This window comes from Pseudobutyrivibrio sp., from assembly GCF_015057185.1.
Taxonomy (GTDB): domain Bacteria; phylum Bacillota; class Clostridia; order Lachnospirales; family Lachnospiraceae; genus Pseudobutyrivibrio.
In genome coordinates, this window is record NZ_SVEV01000002.1 from 74,054 (window position 1) to 94,200 (window position 20,147).

Annotated in this window: 15 protein-coding genes; all 15 read left to right on the forward strand. The window is 39.0% G+C overall.

Annotated features, from left to right (window positions below):
* The 15 genes from E7276_RS01855 (at window position 1) to E7276_RS01925 (ending at window position 20,144) form a co-directional block, all read left to right on the forward strand.
* Window positions 1–1,773, forward strand: coding sequence for an HAD-IIIC family phosphatase (locus E7276_RS01855; protein ID WP_294213026.1), 1,773 nt, complete (start codon window positions 1–3; stop codon window positions 1,771–1,773).
* Between the two features lie 7 nt (window positions 1,774–1,780).
* On the forward strand, window positions 1,781–2,590 hold the full coding sequence (locus tag E7276_RS01860; RefSeq protein ID WP_294213029.1) for an ABC transporter permease: 810 nt from the start codon (window positions 1,781–1,783) through the stop codon (window positions 2,588–2,590).
* Between the two features lie 318 nt (window positions 2,591–2,908).
* On the forward strand, window positions 2,909–3,730 hold the full coding sequence (locus E7276_RS01865; protein ID WP_294213031.1) for a glycerophosphodiester phosphodiesterase: 822 nt from the start codon (window positions 2,909–2,911) through the stop codon (window positions 3,728–3,730).
* Window positions 3,731–4,495: 765 nt separating this feature from the next.
* Entirely contained in the window at window positions 4,496–4,621 is a 126-nt protein-coding gene (locus E7276_RS01870) for a hypothetical protein (RefSeq protein WP_294213034.1), read from the forward strand.
* Window positions 4,618–5,910: an ABC transporter ATP-binding protein gene (locus E7276_RS01875; RefSeq protein ID WP_294213037.1), complete on the forward strand. Its 1,293-nt coding sequence runs from the start codon at window positions 4,618–4,620 to the stop codon at window positions 5,908–5,910. Before E7276_RS01870 ends, E7276_RS01875 begins: the two co-directional genes overlap by 4 nt.
* Before the next feature lie 31 nt (window positions 5,911–5,941).
* Window positions 5,942–6,487 (forward strand): hypothetical protein, encoded by a 546-nt coding sequence (locus E7276_RS01880; protein WP_294213038.1) that lies wholly within the window; start codon window positions 5,942–5,944, stop codon window positions 6,485–6,487.
* On the forward strand, window positions 6,488–10,018 hold the full coding sequence (locus E7276_RS01885; RefSeq protein ID WP_294213041.1) for a rhamnan synthesis F family protein: 3,531 nt from the start codon (window positions 6,488–6,490) through the stop codon (window positions 10,016–10,018).
* Between the two features lie 36 nt (window positions 10,019–10,054).
* Window positions 10,055–12,520, forward strand: coding sequence for a glycosyltransferase family 2 protein (locus E7276_RS01890; RefSeq protein WP_294213044.1), 2,466 nt, complete (start codon window positions 10,055–10,057; stop codon window positions 12,518–12,520).
* Between the two features lie 184 nt (window positions 12,521–12,704).
* The gene (locus tag E7276_RS01895; RefSeq protein ID WP_294213046.1) at window positions 12,705–13,949 is read left to right on the forward strand and encodes a nucleotide sugar dehydrogenase; all 1,245 of its coding nucleotides are present in this window, start codon (window positions 12,705–12,707) and stop codon (window positions 13,947–13,949) included.
* Between the two features lie 29 nt (window positions 13,950–13,978).
* Window positions 13,979–15,145, forward strand: a complete 1,167-nt coding sequence (locus E7276_RS01900) for a hypothetical protein (RefSeq protein ID WP_294213049.1) — start codon at window positions 13,979–13,981, stop codon at window positions 15,143–15,145.
* Between the two features lie 2 nt (window positions 15,146–15,147).
* Window positions 15,148–16,302 carry a serine/threonine-protein kinase gene (locus tag E7276_RS01905; protein WP_294213052.1) on the forward strand — a complete coding sequence of 385 codons (1,155 nt, stop codon included), beginning with the start codon at window positions 15,148–15,150 and terminating at the stop codon, window positions 16,300–16,302.
* An 11-nt stretch (window positions 16,303–16,313) separates the two neighbouring features.
* Window positions 16,314–16,814: a hypothetical protein gene (locus E7276_RS01910; RefSeq protein WP_294213054.1), complete on the forward strand. Its 501-nt coding sequence runs from the start codon at window positions 16,314–16,316 to the stop codon at window positions 16,812–16,814.
* 88 nt (window positions 16,815–16,902) lie between these two features.
* Window positions 16,903–18,939 carry a protein kinase domain-containing protein gene (locus E7276_RS01915; protein ID WP_294213057.1) on the forward strand — a complete coding sequence of 679 codons (2,037 nt, stop codon included), beginning with the start codon at window positions 16,903–16,905 and terminating at the stop codon, window positions 18,937–18,939.
* On the forward strand, window positions 18,939–19,073 hold the full coding sequence (locus E7276_RS01920; RefSeq protein WP_294213061.1) for a hypothetical protein: 135 nt from the start codon (window positions 18,939–18,941) through the stop codon (window positions 19,071–19,073). Before E7276_RS01915 ends, E7276_RS01920 begins: the two co-directional genes overlap by 1 nt.
* Window positions 19,074–19,103: 30 nt before the next feature.
* A complete protein-coding gene (locus tag E7276_RS01925) occupies window positions 19,104–20,144 on the forward strand; it encodes an AAA family ATPase (RefSeq protein ID WP_294213063.1) in 1,041 nt (346 codons plus the stop codon).
* The last annotated feature ends 3 nt before the right edge of the window (window positions 20,145–20,147 follow it).

The following is a 20,147-nucleotide window of genomic DNA, read 5'->3' on the forward strand; positions in this document are numbered from 1 at the left end:
ATGAAAGAGTTAGAGTATCCATTTGATGGAGATTATTTACTCTCGAAAAAGAAAAGAATTAAAAAGGAGCTTTTGGCAGCCGACACCAAATTCATCGATAAAAAGATTGCAGTTTTAGGTGGTGGCACTACAGCAAACATCATTCTTATGATGGAGCTTTTCCTTTTAAATAACGGTATTCGCCCAACCTTCTATGAGAGCGAATACAATAAATACTATGAGGATGCTGTTTTCCCTAACCCAGAGTTAGAGGAGTTTGCTCCTGATATTATTTATGTTTGCACAAGCAATAGAAACATCACCTCATTCCCTACACTTTCCATGTCCAGGGATGATGTGAATGAGCTTTTAAATAATCAGTACGAGAAATACGAAACCATTTGGAAGACCTTGGCTGAGAAATACAATTGCCCAATCATCCAGAACAATTTCGAAATGCCATTGTACAGATTAATGGGAAATAGAGATGCTTACGATTATCGTGGCGCTATGAATTTCATTAGCAGACTCAATCAGCGCATGTACGATTATGCAGAGGCAACCGAGAATTTCTACGTATGCGATTTGAATTATATTTCTGCAGATTACGGATTAAAGGAATGGTCAGATCCATTCTATTGGTATATGTACAAATATGCCATGTCTGTACCTGCAATCCCATATTTGGCCTTCAATGTAGCCAATATTATCAAGTCACTTCTTGGTAAAAATAAAAAGGGATTTGTCCTCGATTTGGATAATACTCTTTGGGGCGGCGTCATTGGCGATGACGGTGTGGATGGCATTGTTCTTGGACCTGAGGAAGCAGAGGGTCAGGCTTACACAGAGTTCCAGAGATATTTAAAGGCTCATCAGCAACTGGGTGTAATATTAAATGTAGATTCAAAAAATGATTATGAGAATGCCATTGCAGGAATTAACCATCCTGACAGTGAATTCAAAGAAAATGATTTTATTTCTATAAAGGCAAACTGGGATCCAAAGGACAAAAACTTTGCAGACATTGCAGCAGAGCTTACTCTTTTGCCAGAGAGTCTTGTATTTGTGGATGACAACCCAGCAGAGCGCCATATTGTTACAGAGCAGTTAAAGGGAGTATGCGCCCCAGAATTGGACAACGTAGTTCACTACATCCAGACAATTGACCGCTCAGGCTTCTTCGAGGCTACAAACATTTCTGCAGACGATTTAAAACGAAATGAAATGTATCAGGAAAATGCAGCCAGAGCAAAGCTTCAAAGTAGTTTTACTGATTATGGCCAGTACCTTGACTCATTAGAGATGACCGCTGAGATTGATTCCTTTGCGCCAGTTTATATGGCACGAATTGCTCAGCTTACCAACAAATCAAATCAGTTTAACCTTACAACCAAGCGTTTCACACAAACAGAAATAGAGGAGACAGCAGCAGACGATAGCTACATTACCCTCTATGGCAAGCTCATGGATAAATTCGGTGACAATGGAGTAGTTAGCATTGTTATTGGACACGTAAATGGGGATGCTTGTGATATTGATTTATGGCTTATGAGCTGTCGTGTTTTGAAGAGAGACATGGAATATGCTATGATGGACGAGCTTGTTGCCAGAGCAAAGGCAAGGGGAGTAAAAACATTAAAGGGTCACTATCTCCCAACAGCCAAAAACAAAATGGTAAAGAATTTCTATGGAGACATGGGATTTGAGCTTGTATCTGAGTCAGAGGATGGAGCTTCTGATTGGCAGCTTGATTTAGCCGGATACGAGAATCAAAATAAACACATTAAACGTTAGGATTTATATGTTAAAAGATATTATTTCAAACAATAAGTTAATAGCAAAGCTTGCAAAAAATGATTTTAAACAAAAGTTTGCTGGCTCAACACTTGGTGTGATTTGGGCCTTCGTGCAACCGGTAATTACAGTGCTTGTTTACTGGATAGTTTTTGACAAAGCATTAAATGCAGGAACCCAAGGCACAAAGGCAGGAATACAGGCACCTTTCGTTCTCTGGCTTTCAGCTGGTATCGTGCCATGGTTTTATTTTTCTGAGGTGCTATCAGCAGGCACTGTTGTGCTTCAGGAGTACAACTACTTGGTTAAAAAGGTAGTTTTCCCAATTAACGTACTTCCAGTAGTAAAGGCTGTATCCTCATTGTTTGTACATGGATTTTTCGTGCTTTTCACATTGGTAGTATACCTACTTTACGGATTTGGAATTTCTCCATATATTTTACAGGTGGTTTATTATTCCATTGCAATGATGATTCTTGTAATTGGATTGATTTACATGACAAGCGCCCTATGCGTATTCTTCAAGGATATGGCTCAGCTCATTAATATTATCCTCCAGGTAGGCATCTGGGCTACCCCAATTATGTGGAACTTTGATGGCATGCTTGATAAAATCCCACTTTGGTTAGCATATGTACTGAAGCTTAACCCAATGTATTATATTACCAGCGGCTATCGTGATTGCTTTATCTCCCATGTAGGCTTCTGGACACGCCCAGCCCTCACAGCGTACTTCTGGATTTTCACTTTAGTGATTTACTTCTTAGGTACTCACGTATTCCGCAAATTGCAACCACAATTCGCAGACGTTCTATAATATTTTTCTAGAGGATTTTTATGACTTTTTGTGGGCAACTTAAGGAAAAAGCCCACAAAAACCCTGCTCTGCAGGGCAATATTTTCTTTCAGAAAATATTGGTCCATATCCGGTTCTTGATTTTCTGAGGAAAATCAAAAACCTATGATTTTTTGAAGAGTATAGTGAAAGCGATTTCAAAAAATTATCAAAAATCCTCTAGAAAATATTAAATAAAAATTGCCCGAAATTTTCGGGCAATTTTTTTATTGGACGTTTAATGTCAGATAATGGCAATAGTGATAAAATATAATTAGCTAGAAGAGGGGGGGCTTGCGTATGAGATTAAAGTCATTTTCAAAAGTAAGGAGAACAGTTGTAGTTACACTGGTTGCCTTACTTTGTTCTTTTTTTATCTTCAACGAGTTCAGCTTTTTACCAGCAGATGCAGATGAGGATATTGTGGTGCAAATCGTAGCTCACAGGGGCTACTCAGGTGCTTACCCAGAAAACACCTTAAGCGCATTTGCAGGAGCTTATGCATGTGGAGCTAAAACTGTTGAATTTGATGTAAGAAAGACAAAAGATGACCAACTAGTAATATTCCATGATGATACATTGGAAAGGCTAACGGGAGATGAAACCACGGTCGCAGATTACACTTACGAGGAACTACTGCAATTAGACGCAGGCTCATGGTATGGAGACGAATTCATCTATGAAAGAATCCCAACTCTTGACCAGACACTAAGCCTACTGCAGTCCACCAATATGAGAATTTTCTGCGAGCTCAAAAACATTGGCGATGACCCTGAATTTGTAGAGGAGGTATACAATAAATGTGCAGAATACGGACTTCTCGATAAAATCGTATTCCTGTCATTCAACTATGATTACCTTGCTACAATCAAGGAACTAGATCCAAAGCAGCCAATAATGATGTTAGCATCATTTGGTAAATCGGATTTGCCAACTAAGTATCCAGCGGAATACTATGGAATCAACATGAAAACTCTTACACCTAAAACGGTAAGAGCAATCCACGAATCAGGCGCAAAAGTATATTCCTATGGCCCAGAAAACAAAGGCCAGATGCTTTCGCTTCAGCGTCTTGGTGTGGATGGAGTTATTACGGATTACGCGGATCTATCCGTGTTGTAACTTAATATCCTCCAGCTTCAGGAATGGGGCCTGAAGCCATGAGCAAGGTGGCGCATTCGGCGCCACCTTTTTTCGTCTTGCCACAACCCACAGATTCTTCTCGCCCCTCCATCTATTCGTCTTGCCACCGCCACGGATTCTTCTTGTTCCCTTACCATCTTTTCTTCCGGCCCCATGTAATCCTTGCCCACCCTTCAGGCGCCAGCCGCGGCCCTACCCCTCTCCCAAGATACATCGCAGGAATATCTTGTTTTCCAAATATGCAAAGAATCGCATCTTTTATTAGCATGTGTCTTTCTCATGTCTGTACAATTTTGAAAAAGGTATTTTATGGGCGGACACCAACAACTATATTTAGTGCAACTCAGGCTCAGGGGGAATTGGGCAATTTTGGAATGAACCTAGAAAAATAAAAGCTGGATTATCAATATATTGGCATGCGTCGCTAGGACGGCGACGCAAGTGCGACACGCGACACGATGTCGTATAAAGCACGGTGCCAATATATGATAATCCAGCTTTGTGATTTTTCTTGGTGAATGTATTATGAGCCCAATTCCCCCTTGAGACCTGAGTTGTACCAATTAGAACTTACTAAAATGTCCGCCCAACAAAAATACATTTTTCAAAATAGTTCATCCATAGAAAGACACATGCGGGATGCTCCCTTTTGCATATTGGAAAACTACGATATTCGCGAAATTGTATCTTGGGAGAGGGGTAGGGCAGCGGCTGGCGCCTGAAGGGCGGGCAGGGAATCAAAAAGTGGAAGAAAAGATGGTAAGGGATACTGGGGGCATAAAGGTTGGTGGCAAGACGAATAATTTTGGTGAAAACTTTGCGAGAAGGCGCTTTTATGGTAAAATTGTGATAAATTTGGAGGCATTATGAGTGATTACGTTATTGAGGTAAAGAATGTAGATAAGGTTTACAAGCTTTACGATAGTAATAAGGCGCGAGTGGCAGATACACTTGGGCTTACGAGAAAGAAGAATTATAAGGAGCATTATGCTCTTAAGGATATGTCCTTTGAGGTTAAAAAGGGCGAGTGCGTAGGCTTGATTGGTACTAATGGTTCTGGTAAGTCTACAATTTTAAAGATTATTACTGGTGTACTTTCTCCTACCAAGGGTGAGGTCAATGTTGATGGCCGTATTTCGGCTTTGTTAGAGCTGGGAGCTGGTTTTAACCAGGAGTACACAGGTATTGAGAATATTTATTTGAATGGTACTATGCTTGGCTATACAAATGAGGAAATTGATGCCAAGCTTGATGATATTTTGTCATTTGCTGATATTGGCGATTTCGTTTTTCAGCCAGTGAAGACTTATTCTTCCGGTATGTTTGTCCGACTTGCTTTTGCGGTGGCTATTAATATTGATCCGGAGATCCTTATTGTTGATGAGGCTCTTTCCGTTGGTGATGTTTTCTTTCAGGCGAAATGCTATAAAAAGTTCGAGGAGTTCAAAGCTGCCGGCAAGACTATTCTTTTCGTTTCCCATGATTTGGGTGCCATTAGTAAGTATTGCGATAGGGCGGTGCTTATTAATAAGGGTGACAAGGTGGCCGAGGGTACTCCAAAGGATATGATTGATATCTATAAGAAGATTCTTGTTGGCCAGGAGCCTGCACTTCATAGCAGAATGGATGACATTGATTCCCTTGGCGAAAAGGTAACCCCTGAGGCTGATGATGGTAATTCATGGAAGTCAAATTATCAGTTGAATCCTAATGTTAATGAGTACGGCGATGGTCGAGCAAGTATAGTGGATTTTGCGGTGATTGATGATAATGGTACATACACTAATGCCATTATGAAGGGTAGTACATTTACCGTTAAATCAAAGGTACACTTTAATACAGATATTGAGAATCCTATTTTTACACTTACCTTCAAGACCTTAAAGGGCATTGATGTTACTGGTACTAATACCATGTATGAGAAATGCGATGTGGGGCTTTGCAAGGAAGGCAGCGAGTACGTAGCTACATTTACCCAGAGAATGGATATGCAGGGCGGAGAATACCTGATGTCTATTAGCTGTACAGGCTACGATGGTGTGGATTTCGTTGCATATCATAGATTGTATGATGTTATGAATATTACTGTTGTTAGTACCAAGAATACAGTTGGTTATTATGACATGAATTCTAAGGTTACTGTTCAGCAGGTAAAATAAACGGGGACTATGAGAAAAATGGAGGAAGGCTATGCTTCAAGAAAAGTACAATAGGCGGATATTTGATGAGGGAACTGAACAAGCGATACAGACATTTTCTCATTTGCGTAGCAATGTTCTCTCTCCTGTTGGAATTACAAAAGGCGATAATGTCCTGATTCTTAATCCTGATAGTGTGTCTCTTGTGGAATGGCTCAATCAGCAGGCGACAGATGTAATGATTGGTATGACCAATGAATACTCCTCGGAGAATGATAATATTATTTCGCTTTTGCCTGAGATAAAAAAAGAGACTATCGAAAATATTAAAACAACATTTAATATCATTATTAGCCTCGGCGAATTGGTTGAGACTCCTACAGTTTTAAAAAAAATGCTTAGCCCAGAGGGGAGACTTGTATATGCTCTTTCTCAAAAGGATAGACTGTCTGGCTTCACTAGGAAGCTTTTAGCGGAGGCAGGATTTAACGATATTTTGAGCTATAGAGTTAGCCCTGATTATTTATATACAACAGAGATTTTTTCCGAGGATTACAAAGGGGGAGGAGCAGGCGATTACTTGCTTATTGCTAGATAAATGGAAAAGTTACTTTATGAAAAGCTCTCTAATGAGCGAAATCCAAAATACAATATTGTCACAGATATTATTGAGCGTGACGGCGTTAAAATCGTAATTAAAAGACCATATGATAGTGATGCCGTGGCACATATACATAGAGTTTACGATAGTTACAGAGGCTTGCAGAATATTTTGCAGGGCTCTGATTTTTGCGTAAATGAGAGTAAATTAGTTGGAGATTCCATCGAGAGTGAGTTCCTCGAGGGAGAGCACATCACTGAGGCGGATGCTCCTAGATACATTGAGGCTATTAAAAATGCCTATATGCCACATTCAAAGGAATTCCAGCTGACACCAGCCTTTGAGGAAGTCTTTGGTCATGTGGATTTACCTCGTGGAGTACTTGCATCAGAATTCTTAGATATAGATTTAATTTTTGAAAACATTATTAAAACTAATAGAGGATGGGAAATTATAGATTACGAGTGGACCTTTGATTTCCCAGTGCCTATCAATTACGTTTTATATCGCGCGGTGAAGTTCTGCCAGCTTCCTGGCAATCTGGTAGATATTTCTGATGCGGAAAAAATTGCATACCAGCAGATGGAGGATCACTTCCAGTCTCAGTATTGCTTCAAGGATGTTAAAAATTTAAATGAGCTTAGAGCTCATGCTGATAGTCATAGCAAGACAGCTGCTGATTTTGCAATAGCATCTCGTGATTATCAAATCAAACAGCTTCAGGAGCTGATAGCTGCCAAGGATGTTCACATCAGAAATATAGAGGCAGTTAATGCTGAACTTAGAACAATATATGAGAATACTGTAAATACTAAGGGTTACCAGACCCTAGAGAGTATTAGAGCCTTCAAATCATTTTTGATAGGCAAGGATACTCCAGCTAGACAGGCTAAAAGGCAGCAGAGACAAGAGGCTAAGGCTGCTAAGCTGGCAGCCAAAGAAGCAGCAAAGCTTGCTGCAAAGGGCGAGCCTGCTCCATCAATAGCAGTTCACTTACATTTGTTCTACGTGGATCTGCTTCCAGAGTTTGTCAGCTACTTCGCCAACATTCCTTATAAATTTGATTTGTACATTTCTTGTCAGGAAGATGCTGATGTTAATGCAATAAAGGCAGGCCTAAAGAGCCTCAAACAAATCGGCAATTTGGATATTAGAAACCTGCCAAACAGAGGTCGTGACTTGGCACCTTTATATGTTAAGTTTGCAAGTGAAATATTAAATCACGATTATTTTTTGCATATCCACAGTAAAAAGTCATTATACTCAGGAGCTGAGAAGGGTGGCTGGAGACAGTTTAGTCTTGAGCTACTTCTTGGTTCGCCAGAAAAGGTTAACAACATTTTAGACCTCTTCAAAAATAAAAATGCTGGACTGGTATACCCTGATATCCAGGAAGAGGTTCCAATGATTGCATATTCATGGCTTGCCAATGAGGGGATTGGTCGACAGCTTTTTGAGGAATATGACCTTGGTGAGATGCCTTCTGTATTTAATTATCCTGCAGGCTCTTTCTTCTGGGCCCGCACAGAGGCGCTTCGCCCAATTTTTGAGCGAGGATATACCTATGAGGACTTCCCTAGAGAACAGGGACAGACTGATGGCACATTGGCTCATGCTCTAGAGCGTATTTTGCCATTTGTTTCTAGAAAGCAGGGCTTTGATGACTACATCCTGTATTTAGAGGAAAAGGATACTGTTAAAAATAAGAGTCTTCGTCCATTTATCAACAATTTCAAGGTGGATAAAGAGCTTCTTACAATGAAGCTTGGTGCATATGATGTAATTTCCTTTGATATTTTTGATACTCTAATCACTCGCGGCATTTACGAACCTGATGATGTGTTTAGACTTATGGAACGCATCATAGCTAATAAATATGGGAAGCATGTTGATTTCCTTAAAATCAGAAAGGCAGCTGAGGCTGCTGCCACTGAGAAATATGGTGCAATGACCACCATTGACAAAATATATGTGGAAATCGCCGGGGACAAAGTAATCGGTGATTTGGCAATTGAAATCAAACGATTAGAGATAGATTTGGAGAATAGACTTTGCATGCCACGCAAGGACATGGTTGATGTGTTCAACACATTAAAGGCAATGGGACGCCATGTGATTCTTGTTAGCGACATGTATCTAAATCGAGTTGAGGTTGTTGGTCTTCTTCATAAATGCGGTATTGGTGGATACGACGAGTTGCTTATTTCCTGCGAGGTTGGTGCCCGCAAGGATGACGGTACTATGTGGTCAATGGTGCTTGCCAACTATGGCCAGGCCAAATTCATTCACGTTGGTGACAATTTCCGCAGTGATTCGCAGATGCTTATGGATAGAGGCATTGATAGCCACATAGTTCTTAATCCTAGAGCTATGCTTGAGCTTTCTGATATGGATTATTTGAAATCCTTTGCAAAAAGCAGCTTAGCCAACTCCATTATGGTAGGGCAGGCAATTAATGGTGGACTTTTCAATTCTCCATTTGCCTTTAACGAAGATGGTACCCTTAATTTCAAGGATATTTATGATTTCGGTTATACAACCATGGGACCACTTTTGACCAGATTTGTTCAGTGGATTGTGGAGCAAAATACTCAGCTTAATGAGCGATTACTTCTTCTTGCTAGAGAGGGATATTTGCTTCAGCAAATGATCGAGACCTACTGCAAGGCTAGAGGAATTGATGTTCCTGATATTCATTATTTCCTTGCTTCTCGTCGAGGCTGTGCAGTGCCAGCTCTTGAAAATGACGAGGACATTAGAGAATTACTTTTACAGAAATATCAGGGCAGCTTCAGCAATCTATTGGCCGAGCGTTTTGGTTTACAGCTCCACGAGGGTGATGAGGACAGACAGTTCGATTATGAGACAGAGCCTGAGGAGATGCTTGAAGCACTATCACCATATGAGCAGGAGATTTTTGCAAAGGCTGCAGTTGAGAAAAATGCTTACCTCAATTATGCCAGAGATATATTATCCGGCGCCAATGATGTGTCTGTAGTAGATGTGGGATTTTCTGGAACCATTCAGTATTTCCTTATGAAGCTTACAGGTCGAGATATTGCAGGTCATTATCTTGCCCTTCACTCAAATAAGCCAGAGCGAATCGGCGGACGTGCAGATGCTATATTTGAGATTACAGATCCTCGCCTGATTGAGGATAGCAAGCTTCTCAAATATCAGCTTTTCCTTGAAAATGCACTTAGCGCTCCATTTGGACAGTTTATCAATTTCACTATGGAAAATGGCGTTCCAGAGCCACATTTCAAGGATGATGATTACGTCAGTGATGCGGTGAAGAGATTACAGCAGGGAATTTTAGATTTTGTTTATCAATATGGAACAACTACTAAAAATACTGCAAATGGTCTTTTGGCAGATGCGACACTTGTAGAAGATTTATTCTATGATATAATTGCAGCTGGTACGTTGACTGAAGATATTGCAGCTAGCCTCACAGTAGAGGATGGTTACAGTCGAGGCGGAGTTCAGAAATTTGATGTTCGTACTGGCACATGGAAAGTAGAGTAACCAGATAAACGAACTAGAAATAGAAGGAAGATTATTTTGAGAGATACCTTTAATGTGGTATTTATTCGATACCATTTAACAAAGAAAAATACATTATTATTCCAGGGCTTTTACCCATTCGACAACCCAAAGGGCTATGACCTTGTGGCAGAGATGAATGGCAAGCCTTATAAAATGGACATCACAATTAACGAGGGCAACGAAGTTCGCCGTCGTTACATTGCTGCCCACAAAAGCGTTTCAAAGGAGTACGTTGGCGAGATTACTTTGCCTGAGAATCTTAGAGATGTTAAGAGTCTCAAGCTTGTTTGCGTATTAGGTGAGAATGGCGCTTCTAATCAGGTTCGCTCAGTAGTTTACAAAGCTACTGGCCGCGATTTGGAAAAGCTCAAAAAAGAGTACGAGTACAATTTAGAGCGTGCAGCAGTTACAGACGACAAAATTCAAATCCTTGGCTGGGCAATCGGAAATGTTCCTGAGGAATTCCATTTATATGATGGAAATAAGGAGATTCCAATTTCTGTTAAGCGTATGTTCCGCAAGGACGTTTATGGCGTATATCCAGAGCTTACAGAAAAATGCGACTCAGGACTTGAGATTGTTTTTGACAAGGCAGATTACAAAAAGCTCCGTCTTACAATTACAGCAAACGGTCAGGTATACGATTGCAAGGTAGATACAGCCCATGTTCTTACAGGCGGCAATCTTCTTCCAAAGAAGAGCCTTTGGGAACGTATCGAGCTCTATCGTCAGGACAATGGAATTGGCGCTACAATCAAGCATGCCATTGATAAATTCAAGGATGCCGATGCACCAAAGTACACATACATGGATTTCCTTACAAGCTTTGGACCAACAGAGGTAGAGCTTCAGCGTCAGCGTGATCAGGTATTTGACTACCAGCCACTTATGAGCATCGTTATTCCAATGTATCAGACTCCTGAGAAATATTTGGTAGAGCTTATTGATTCCATCCAGGCTCAGACATACAAAAACTGGGAGCTTTGCCTTGCCGATGGTAGTCCAGATGATAGCCTTGGCAAATTTATTGAGAAAAAATATGGTAGCGATAGCCGCATTAAATATACACATCTCAGTGACAATTTAGGTATTTCAGAGAATACAAATGCAGCAATAGCACTTGCTACAGGTGATTACATTGTTCTTTCCGACCATGATGATACACTTGCGCCAAATGCTATGTATGAGCTTGTTGCTGCAATCAATAAGGATAGAACAATCGACGTGCTTTACACTGACGAGGATAAAATTTCCATGGATTCCAAGGAATACTTTGAGCCAGTGTTCAAGCCAGATTTCAACTTAGATTTACTTTGTTCAGTAAACTACATTTGTCACCTTTTCGTTTTCAAGAGAGACCTCTATGAAAAGGTTGGCGGATTTAATAAAGAATATGACGGTGCTCAGGATCATGATTTGATTTTGCGTTACTGTGAGGCAGCTGCCAATGTACATCATGTGCCAAAGGCTCTCTATCACTGGAGGAGCCACGCTGCATCAACAGCTATGTCTGCAGAATCAAAGCTTTACGCCTTCGATGCTGGTGCAAAGGCTGTTCAGGCACATTACGATAGACTTGGCATTCCAGCCACAGTTGAGCAAGATACATTCTATGGTTGCTATCGCACCACATATCATTGGGATAAGGAGCCACTTGTTTCTATTATTATTCCAAACAAGGATCACACAGATGACCTTGATAAATGTATCAAATCAATTGATGCCAAGAGTGTATACAAAAATATAGAGTACGTTATTGTCGAGAACAATTCTACAGAGCCAGAGACTTTCGAGTATTACAAATCAATCGAGAATCGTCCTGATGTGAAAATCGTTCACTACGAGACTCCAGGCTTTAATTTCTCTGCTATTAACAATTTAGGTGCAAAACACGCCAGCGGAGATATGTATCTTCTTCTTAATAACGACACAGAAATCATCAATGAGACTTGTATCAAGGAAATGGTTGACGTTTGTCTTCGTCCTGATGTTGGTATTTGCGGTGCACTTTTGTATTATCCTGACAACACAGTACAGCACGCTGGAGTTGTAATGGGAATCGGTGGAATCGCCGGTCACACCTTTGTTGGCTTAGAGCGCAGCGAGCCAGGATACATGTTCAGAGCCGTAACTACTCAGGATCTTTCAGCTGTTACTGCAGCTTGCCTTATGATTAGAAAAGAAGTTTTTGAAGAGGTTGGCGGACTTACAGAAGAGCTTGCTGTTGCATTCAACGACGTTGACTTCTGTATGAAGGTTCGTGACAAGGGCTATCTTGTTGTTTACAACCCACACGCAGAGCTCTACCACTATGAGTCAAAATCTCGTGGCTACGAAGATACAGGTGAAAAAGTTGCCCGCTTCAATTCCGAAGTAGAAAAGCTTGAAAAGCGCTGGCCAGACATCCTAGAAAAGGGCGATCCATACTACAACCCTAACCTTTCCATCCTTGATGGCTGGTACAGACTTAAGGAAGAGTAATCGTAAAAGCGAATTTGTTTGTTCAATATTTAAATTAATTATATGAGCTCAATAGCTAACAATCTCTAAGTGTTGATGAAGCTCCACGTGTTAGTGGGCGTAATCAATATCTTAGGATTGTGAGCGTAATTGAGCGGATTAAGAGCATGCTTAAATTGGAGCATGCCTTAGTAGGAGGAATATTATGAATAGAAAAATTGCTGTAGCTGGTACAGGTTATGTGGGACTTTCGATTGCGACTCTTTTGGCACAGCACAACCATGTTGTAGCAGTAGATGTTATTCCTGAAAAGGTAGATTTAATAAACAATAAAAAGTCTCCAATCGTTGACACAGAGATTGAGGATTATCTTGCAAATAAGGACCTTGATTTGGTGGCAACTCTCGATGGCGAGAGTGCATATAAGGATGCAGAGTTTGTAGTAATTGCCACACCTACAAACTACGATAGCACTAAGAATTTCTTCGACACATCAGCTGTTGAGGCAGTTATTGAGCTTGTTAAAAAGGTAAATCCTAATGCGTACATGGTTATCAAATCTACTATTCCAGTAGGATACACTAAAAACATTAGAGCAAAGATGGGCTCTGATAAGATTTTATTTAGCCCAGAGTTCCTTAGAGAATCAAGAGCTCTTTATGATAATCTTTACCCTAGCCGTATCATTGTTGGAACGGATGAAAATGATGCTGCTCTTACAAATGCAGCTAAGGAATTTGCAGCACTTCTTGCAGAGGGTGCAATAAAAGAAAATATCGATACACTTGTTATGGGATTTACAGAGGCAGAGGCTGTAAAGCTTTTTGCCAATACATACCTTGCACTTCGTGTCAGCTATTTCAACGAGCTTGACACCTATGCAGAGACAAAGGGACTTGATACACGGGCAATTATCAAGGGTGTTTGCCTCGACCCACGTATCACAGACCAGTACAACAATCCTTCATTTGGTTACGGCGGATACTGCTTGCCAAAGGATACTAAGCAGCTACTTGCAAATTATGCTGACGTACCACAGGATTTGATTCGCGCTATCGTAGAGTCAAATCGTACACGTAAGGATTTCATCGCTGACCAGGTTCTCAAAAAGGCTGGCTACTACGGCTACGAGGAAACAAATCAGTACAGCAAGGAACATGAAAAGGAAGTAACAATCGGAGTTTACAGACTTACTATGAAGTCAAACTCAGATAACTTCCGTCAGTCATCAATCCAGGGCGTCATGAAGCGTGTTAAGGCAAAGGGCGCATCCGTTATCATCTACGAGCCAACACTTGAGGATGGCACAACATTCTTCGGCTCAAAAGTTGTTAATGACCTTTCAAAATTCAAGGAGCTTAGCGATGCAATCATTGCAAATCGCTACGACAGCTGCCTTGATGATGTAAAAGACAAAGTATACACACGTGATGTATTTGCCCGTGACTAATAAGAGCTTAGTTGGGAGAGAATGGATATATGGAAAAGAAACAATCGAATAATAGTTACATTCACCTCATAGGGGTAATTGTTCTGTTTTTATTAATTGGGTTTATGTATTTAAATTATTTGAGATACAAGCCAATCGATTTAAATGAATTTGTAACTATTCAATTAGATGGAATTGAAGGCTATGCCACATTAGATGTTTCATTTGATTATGATTCATTTAAAGAAAAATATGAAGATGAAATAGTTTTCAAAAATGATAGTTCATCTTCATTATCAGTCATTGAAGATGGCATTCATCTTGAAAAGGTGTATGATACTTCAAATGGCGAAGGCTATTCAAATGGCGATAGTGTTACATATTCTTGGAAAATTGATGATGTTGTGAATTCAAAGATAAAAAACTCATTTGTTTACAAAAATATTGACTATAAAGTAGAAGGCCTTCAGGAAGTAGAAGCATTTGATCCATTTGAAAAGATAGAAGTAACCTTCTCTGGAATTGAACCAGATGGAAAGGCAACATTAGTTAACAATTATACAAAGACTGACAAGGCATACAATCTAACCTATGTATTGGACAAAAAGGATGGATTAAGTAATGGAGATACAGTCGTTGTTTCTATAGAGTACAATGATGCCGAGGATGTTGTGGCAGCATTTTCTACAGATTATGGTGTTGCACCTAGCTCTTTGACAAAAGAATTCAAGGTTGTTGATTTATCTAGCGGTGTTATTGATAGCAGTCAGATTTCCCTTAACTCTCTTAGAAATGCAATAAGCCAGGGCGAAGACCAAATTAGGTCAGACGAGGCTAATGGCACTGGTGAGTGGGAAGTTCAGAGCGTAAAGAGAATTAATACTTATCTTTGTACTGAAAAGTACGGTGATGAGCGTTCTGTAATTTTAGTTTATAAAATCACAGGAAGATTTACTGACAGCGAGACTGGTGATAGTGCAACATTTGATTTCTATAGACCTATCCTCTATAAGGACTTGGTATTAGAAAACGATGGAACTGTTAGCTTTGATTACCAGAATTACGAAACATGCACTGACAACTATATGGCAGAAGTGGAGCTTGGAGATTATAATCGCACATTTTATGTAACTGGTTTTGATACAGAAACTAATTTATATAAAAAGTTTGTTGAATCAAAATTGGCTGATTATTCAATAGAAAGAATTGAGGACTAAAATTGGGAGATACAACAGAAATTCTTGTAGAAGATGATGATAGAACTGTTCTATTTAACCAGGATGCTTTTTCTGGTGACGATTATGTAGAACAGATTAGAAAACAATATCCGGACCTTATAATTCTTGAAAAACTTGGTAGAGGTTCTTACGGGGCTGTGTACAGATGTGTCAAAACTGATACAGGTACGGGATTACAAACAGGTTTTGCAATAAAAGTTGTTGAGATTACAGCTCGCAGCGCTGAGGCAGAAAATACTATCGCCAAAGAGGGAATTACTCCGGAGATATATTGCGAAAGAAAACGTGATGAGGCGATTTCTGAAATTAGATTGTTAAATGAGTTAAAAAGCCCTCATATAGTTCATATTAATGATTTTGATGTAGTTGAAAAGAAAGATGAAATAGGTTTTATTATCTTCATAAAAATGGACGTACTTACTCCATTATCTTCCTTGTTAAAAGACTGCGAATCGTATACAAAAAAAGATGCAGAAAAAATTGGAAGAAAGCTTTGTGCAGATATGTGCGATGCCCTAAAGGTTTGCGAGTCTCACAAAATTATCCATCGAGATATTAAGCCTGAGAATATTTTTTATTCTAGAACAGAGAATAAAATCGATTTTTATTTAGGTGATTTTGGAATCGCACGAGTTCTTGAAGAAACAGAGGTCAAAATGACTGCAATCGGAACTGTTTCATATGCGGCGCCAGAAGTTTTCATGCTTAAGAACTACGATAATCGTGCAGACTTCTATTCACTTGGAATTGTTCTTTATCAGGTAGTTAACCACGGACGACTTCCATTTATGCCTAGATATCCACAACAAACTACCGTAGCTGATTCTACTAACGCTCAGAGCATGAGACTAAACCCAAATGCCAAGCTGGAAGCTCCAGATAATGCATCATCAAAGCTGGCAGCAGTTATTACAAAGCTGTGTGCATTTGCTCCTGATAACAGATATAGGACTGTTGAAGATATTTTAATGGGACTCAACGATGGCAAAGCAGTAATTGTAGTTGATGGAAACGATGTACCAATAAAAGAAAACATTGGTTTAAAGGTTATCTCATTGCTTTTATTGTTGGCCGCAACAGGTGCAATTGGATTCCAGATTTTTAATTCAGTAAAAGATATGCTTAATACATTATAAAGGTGTTAAATATGAAAAAGTTCAATCTTAGATTTATTAATATATGGACTTCAATTCTTATGCTTGCAGGTAGTCTCACACCTTGTATTTCACATTTGGAGCGTGGTGAACTGAGACAACATAGCATTTTCGAAGAGATGCTGGGAAGAACAATAGCAGGTTATGAATTAGGTTCATTTAATTATTATTATTTAATAATATTTTTTGTAGCCATATATATCTTTATTGGATGGATTAAAAAATCCGCTAGACCATCAAAAATAATAGAGGCTATGGTATCAATCTTACTTGTTTGTAATATTACTTTGTATTATCAATTGTGGGCATACATTAACGAGAATACTATTTTGGATTATCAGCAGTTTAATTATGTGTTCTATGTAAATATAGCCCTTAATGGTTTTCTATTGATACTCACAGTAGGTGATCTTTTAGGACTTATTATGTTGGATGTGTACGAACAGACAGCAAAGCAGAGACAAAATAATATAGATAAAGTACTTCCACAATAATTGACTAATAATTTATATGTATATATAATTAGTTCGAGGATTTTTACGCGCAAATCCTCGTTAAATATAACATTAGGTGAATGATAATATGAATATTGGTGACGTACTTGGCGACTCTTACCAAATTATAGAGCAAATTGGAGAAGGTGGCGGCGGAATTGTTTATAAAGCCCGCCACCTTCGTTTGGATACTCTTGTAGTAGTAAAACAAATCCGTGAAGAGGTCAAAGATAGAGTATATAGAAGACAGGAAGCGGATATTCTTAAAAAATTAAAACATCCCAATCTACCACGTGTATATGACTTTATCGAGACGGATGAAGGCATCTACACAGTAATGGATTTTATTGAGGGAACCTCCCTTGATAATATTTTAAATAATGGTAGTCATTACACTCAACGAGACATCGTTAGGTGGGGGAGACAGTTATCTGATGCATTAGCATATCTTCATAGTCAGACTCCGGCGATAATTCATTCAGATATAAAACCAGCAAATATAATTATAAATTCAAATGGGGATGCCACATTAATCGATTTCAATGTATCGGTTTTATTTGATGACAGCCTTAAATTTTCTGTGGGTATTTCTATCGGTTACGCTCCACCAGAACAATATAGAGATATTGAAACTTATAAAAAAGTTACACATGTCAACACAATCCCTGGCTCTGCAACAGAACGAGTATTCTCATCACTTATGGGAACTACTGATATTAATCAAGTAGCTCAAAAAGCTGTATACCATGTGGCTGACGAGGATGCTACGGAAATATGGGATGATGACAAAACGGTCATCTTAAAACTCACGATGACAATTGATGCCCGTTCAGATGTTTATAGCCTCGGTGCTGTTCTTTATCACCTTATTACAGGCAAAGGACCAGAAATAGATTTCAATGCTATTGTTCCATTGTCAAAGCTAAACTTAAATATCAGCGAAGGACTTGTTGTTATCATTGATAAAATGATGGCCCTTAATCCAGATGATAGGTATCAGAACGGTATAAAAGTTCATGAGGCATTTGTAAATATTTACAAGCTCGATCGTAGATATATTGCACTTAAGCGCAAGGAAAAGGTTCTATTAGTAGCAGCGTTACTTTCATTAGTTTTTGGATGTGGACTAGTAGGCTTTGGAATCAAACGCATTCAAATAGAATATGATGCTCACTACGACAGTGAGGTTTTAACTGCAGATAACAGCGCAAATAACTATAACTATCAGGTGGCAATAGAAACAGTTAAAGCTCTAGAAGAAGAAAAGCCAGAACGTCTAAAGGCATTTGAACGTGAAGCATATTACTTATATCTTTCAGGAGATTATGAAGGTGCTCAAAACAGAATCCAAGAGATTTTTGCCAGCCAGATAGTTGTTGAAAACGAATATAACACAAAGGATTTAATTGGAAATCTTTATGCTATCATGGGCAATTGCTCATACGAGCTTGAGGATTATGAGAATGCAAAACATTATCTTGAGCAAGCTTTCGAATATGTGGAGGACAATCCTACATATTATCGTGATTATGCAGTGTCCTTGGCAAAATTGGGCGATTTAGAAAAGGCAGAGGATACAGTTGAAATAGCAGTATCTTATGGCATGAATCAAGTGTCTATGGACTACGTAAATGCGGAAATTGAAAGTAGCAAAGGAAATTATGTTGCAGCAGTTTCTCTACTTGAGCCAATCATCAAGGACAAACTCGATATTGAAATCTACAACAGAGCATTGCTTTTAGCAGCCCGTGATTATGTTCAAATGGAAAAATATGATGACGCTCTAAACATCTACATCATGATTAGAGAATCAGGGGTAGATACTTATCAAATTGGTGAAAATATAGCTTACCTTTATGGTCAGCTTGGAGATTTAGATAGTGCAGAGCAGGAGCTTCTTAGTCTTGCTGAACAGTATCCAAACAACTATAGAGTATACAAACGACTTGCAGTATTAGAAGTACAAAAGCAGGATACAAAGGCAAACGAAAACAGAGATTACCATCAGATGCAGGAGTATTGCAACAAAGCATTTGAACTCTACGAACAAGCAAATGTTGAGGATTCAGAGATGGAAGTTCTTAAAACTCAATTGAAAAATGTTAAGGATGGAGGCTGGTTATAATGGGAAAATTTATATTCTTTGGCGGAATAGCCCTATGTGGCTTAGCCCTTGTACTTTTCATCGCATATATAGTACTTGCGAAATCATCATTGAAACGACTTAAGAAAACTCTTGATAACGAATACGGAATTTAACAATAACTTAGATAATAAGAAGGTGGAAAAATGATACTAAAACTTGGAATTGCTGACAGTAATAAAGATTATGTAGCAAGAATAGGAAAGGTTTTGTCAGGCTATGATGAGGTAGAAATCTATTCATATACAGATAAAGCAAATTTGCCAGAGCTTTTGGCTAGTGTGAAGTTAGATGTACTTCTCATATCTCCAGACATGTATTTTGCAGGCTGTGACAGCTTTGTAAAATTACCTATTATCCTTGTAGATGAGTCTGGAACAGTAGATCCAGAGCTTGCCCAAATAGGTAAAGTACAAAAATACCAGCGAATCAGCAATGTCTACAAGAGTGTCATTGAGCAATATGCTTCAGTTTCTGGTGTAACAGGATCTGATAAATCTATTGGTGCCAAAGTTATTGCATTTTGGTCACCAGTCGGTGGGGCAGGCAAAACTACAGTAGCTATGGCTACAGCAACAAAGTTGGCTAGCATAGGCAAGGAAACCTTGTATTTGAATTTAGAGATGTATCCAAGTGATAGTATATTTTTTGAAGACAAACTTGGTCGAGGCATTAGAGAATTAGCAGCTGAGATTAATAACAACATTAATTTCGAAATGAAGATTCAGGGTATCAAACAGGACAAGCAACCACATCTTCACTATGTCGCAAGCTTTGACAAGTTCGCAGATTTTGATGCTACTACTGCAGAGGAGCTTACAAGTCTAGTTGATGTTTTAGCAACATACGGTCATTTTGATTACGTTATTGTGGACTTGGATTCATCTTCATGCAGCAAAAATGCAGAATTACTTAAGATGGCAGATCAGGTTGTTTTGGTACAATCCAGCGATGTAATTTCTGCTAAAAAAATCCAGTCTTATTATTCAGCAGTAGAAATTGCTGGTGATTTTGAATTAAATAAATGCATTTCAATTACTAACAAGGTTGTTAATGGTAGACCTGTATTCTTTGAAGGTTCAGTTAGAAATGTAGCTTCATTGCCTATGATTTCAAACACAGCAGAGAACATTGTATACGGTTTATCAGTTAACGTTGAAATGGATAAAATTGTGGGAGCGCTATAAGAG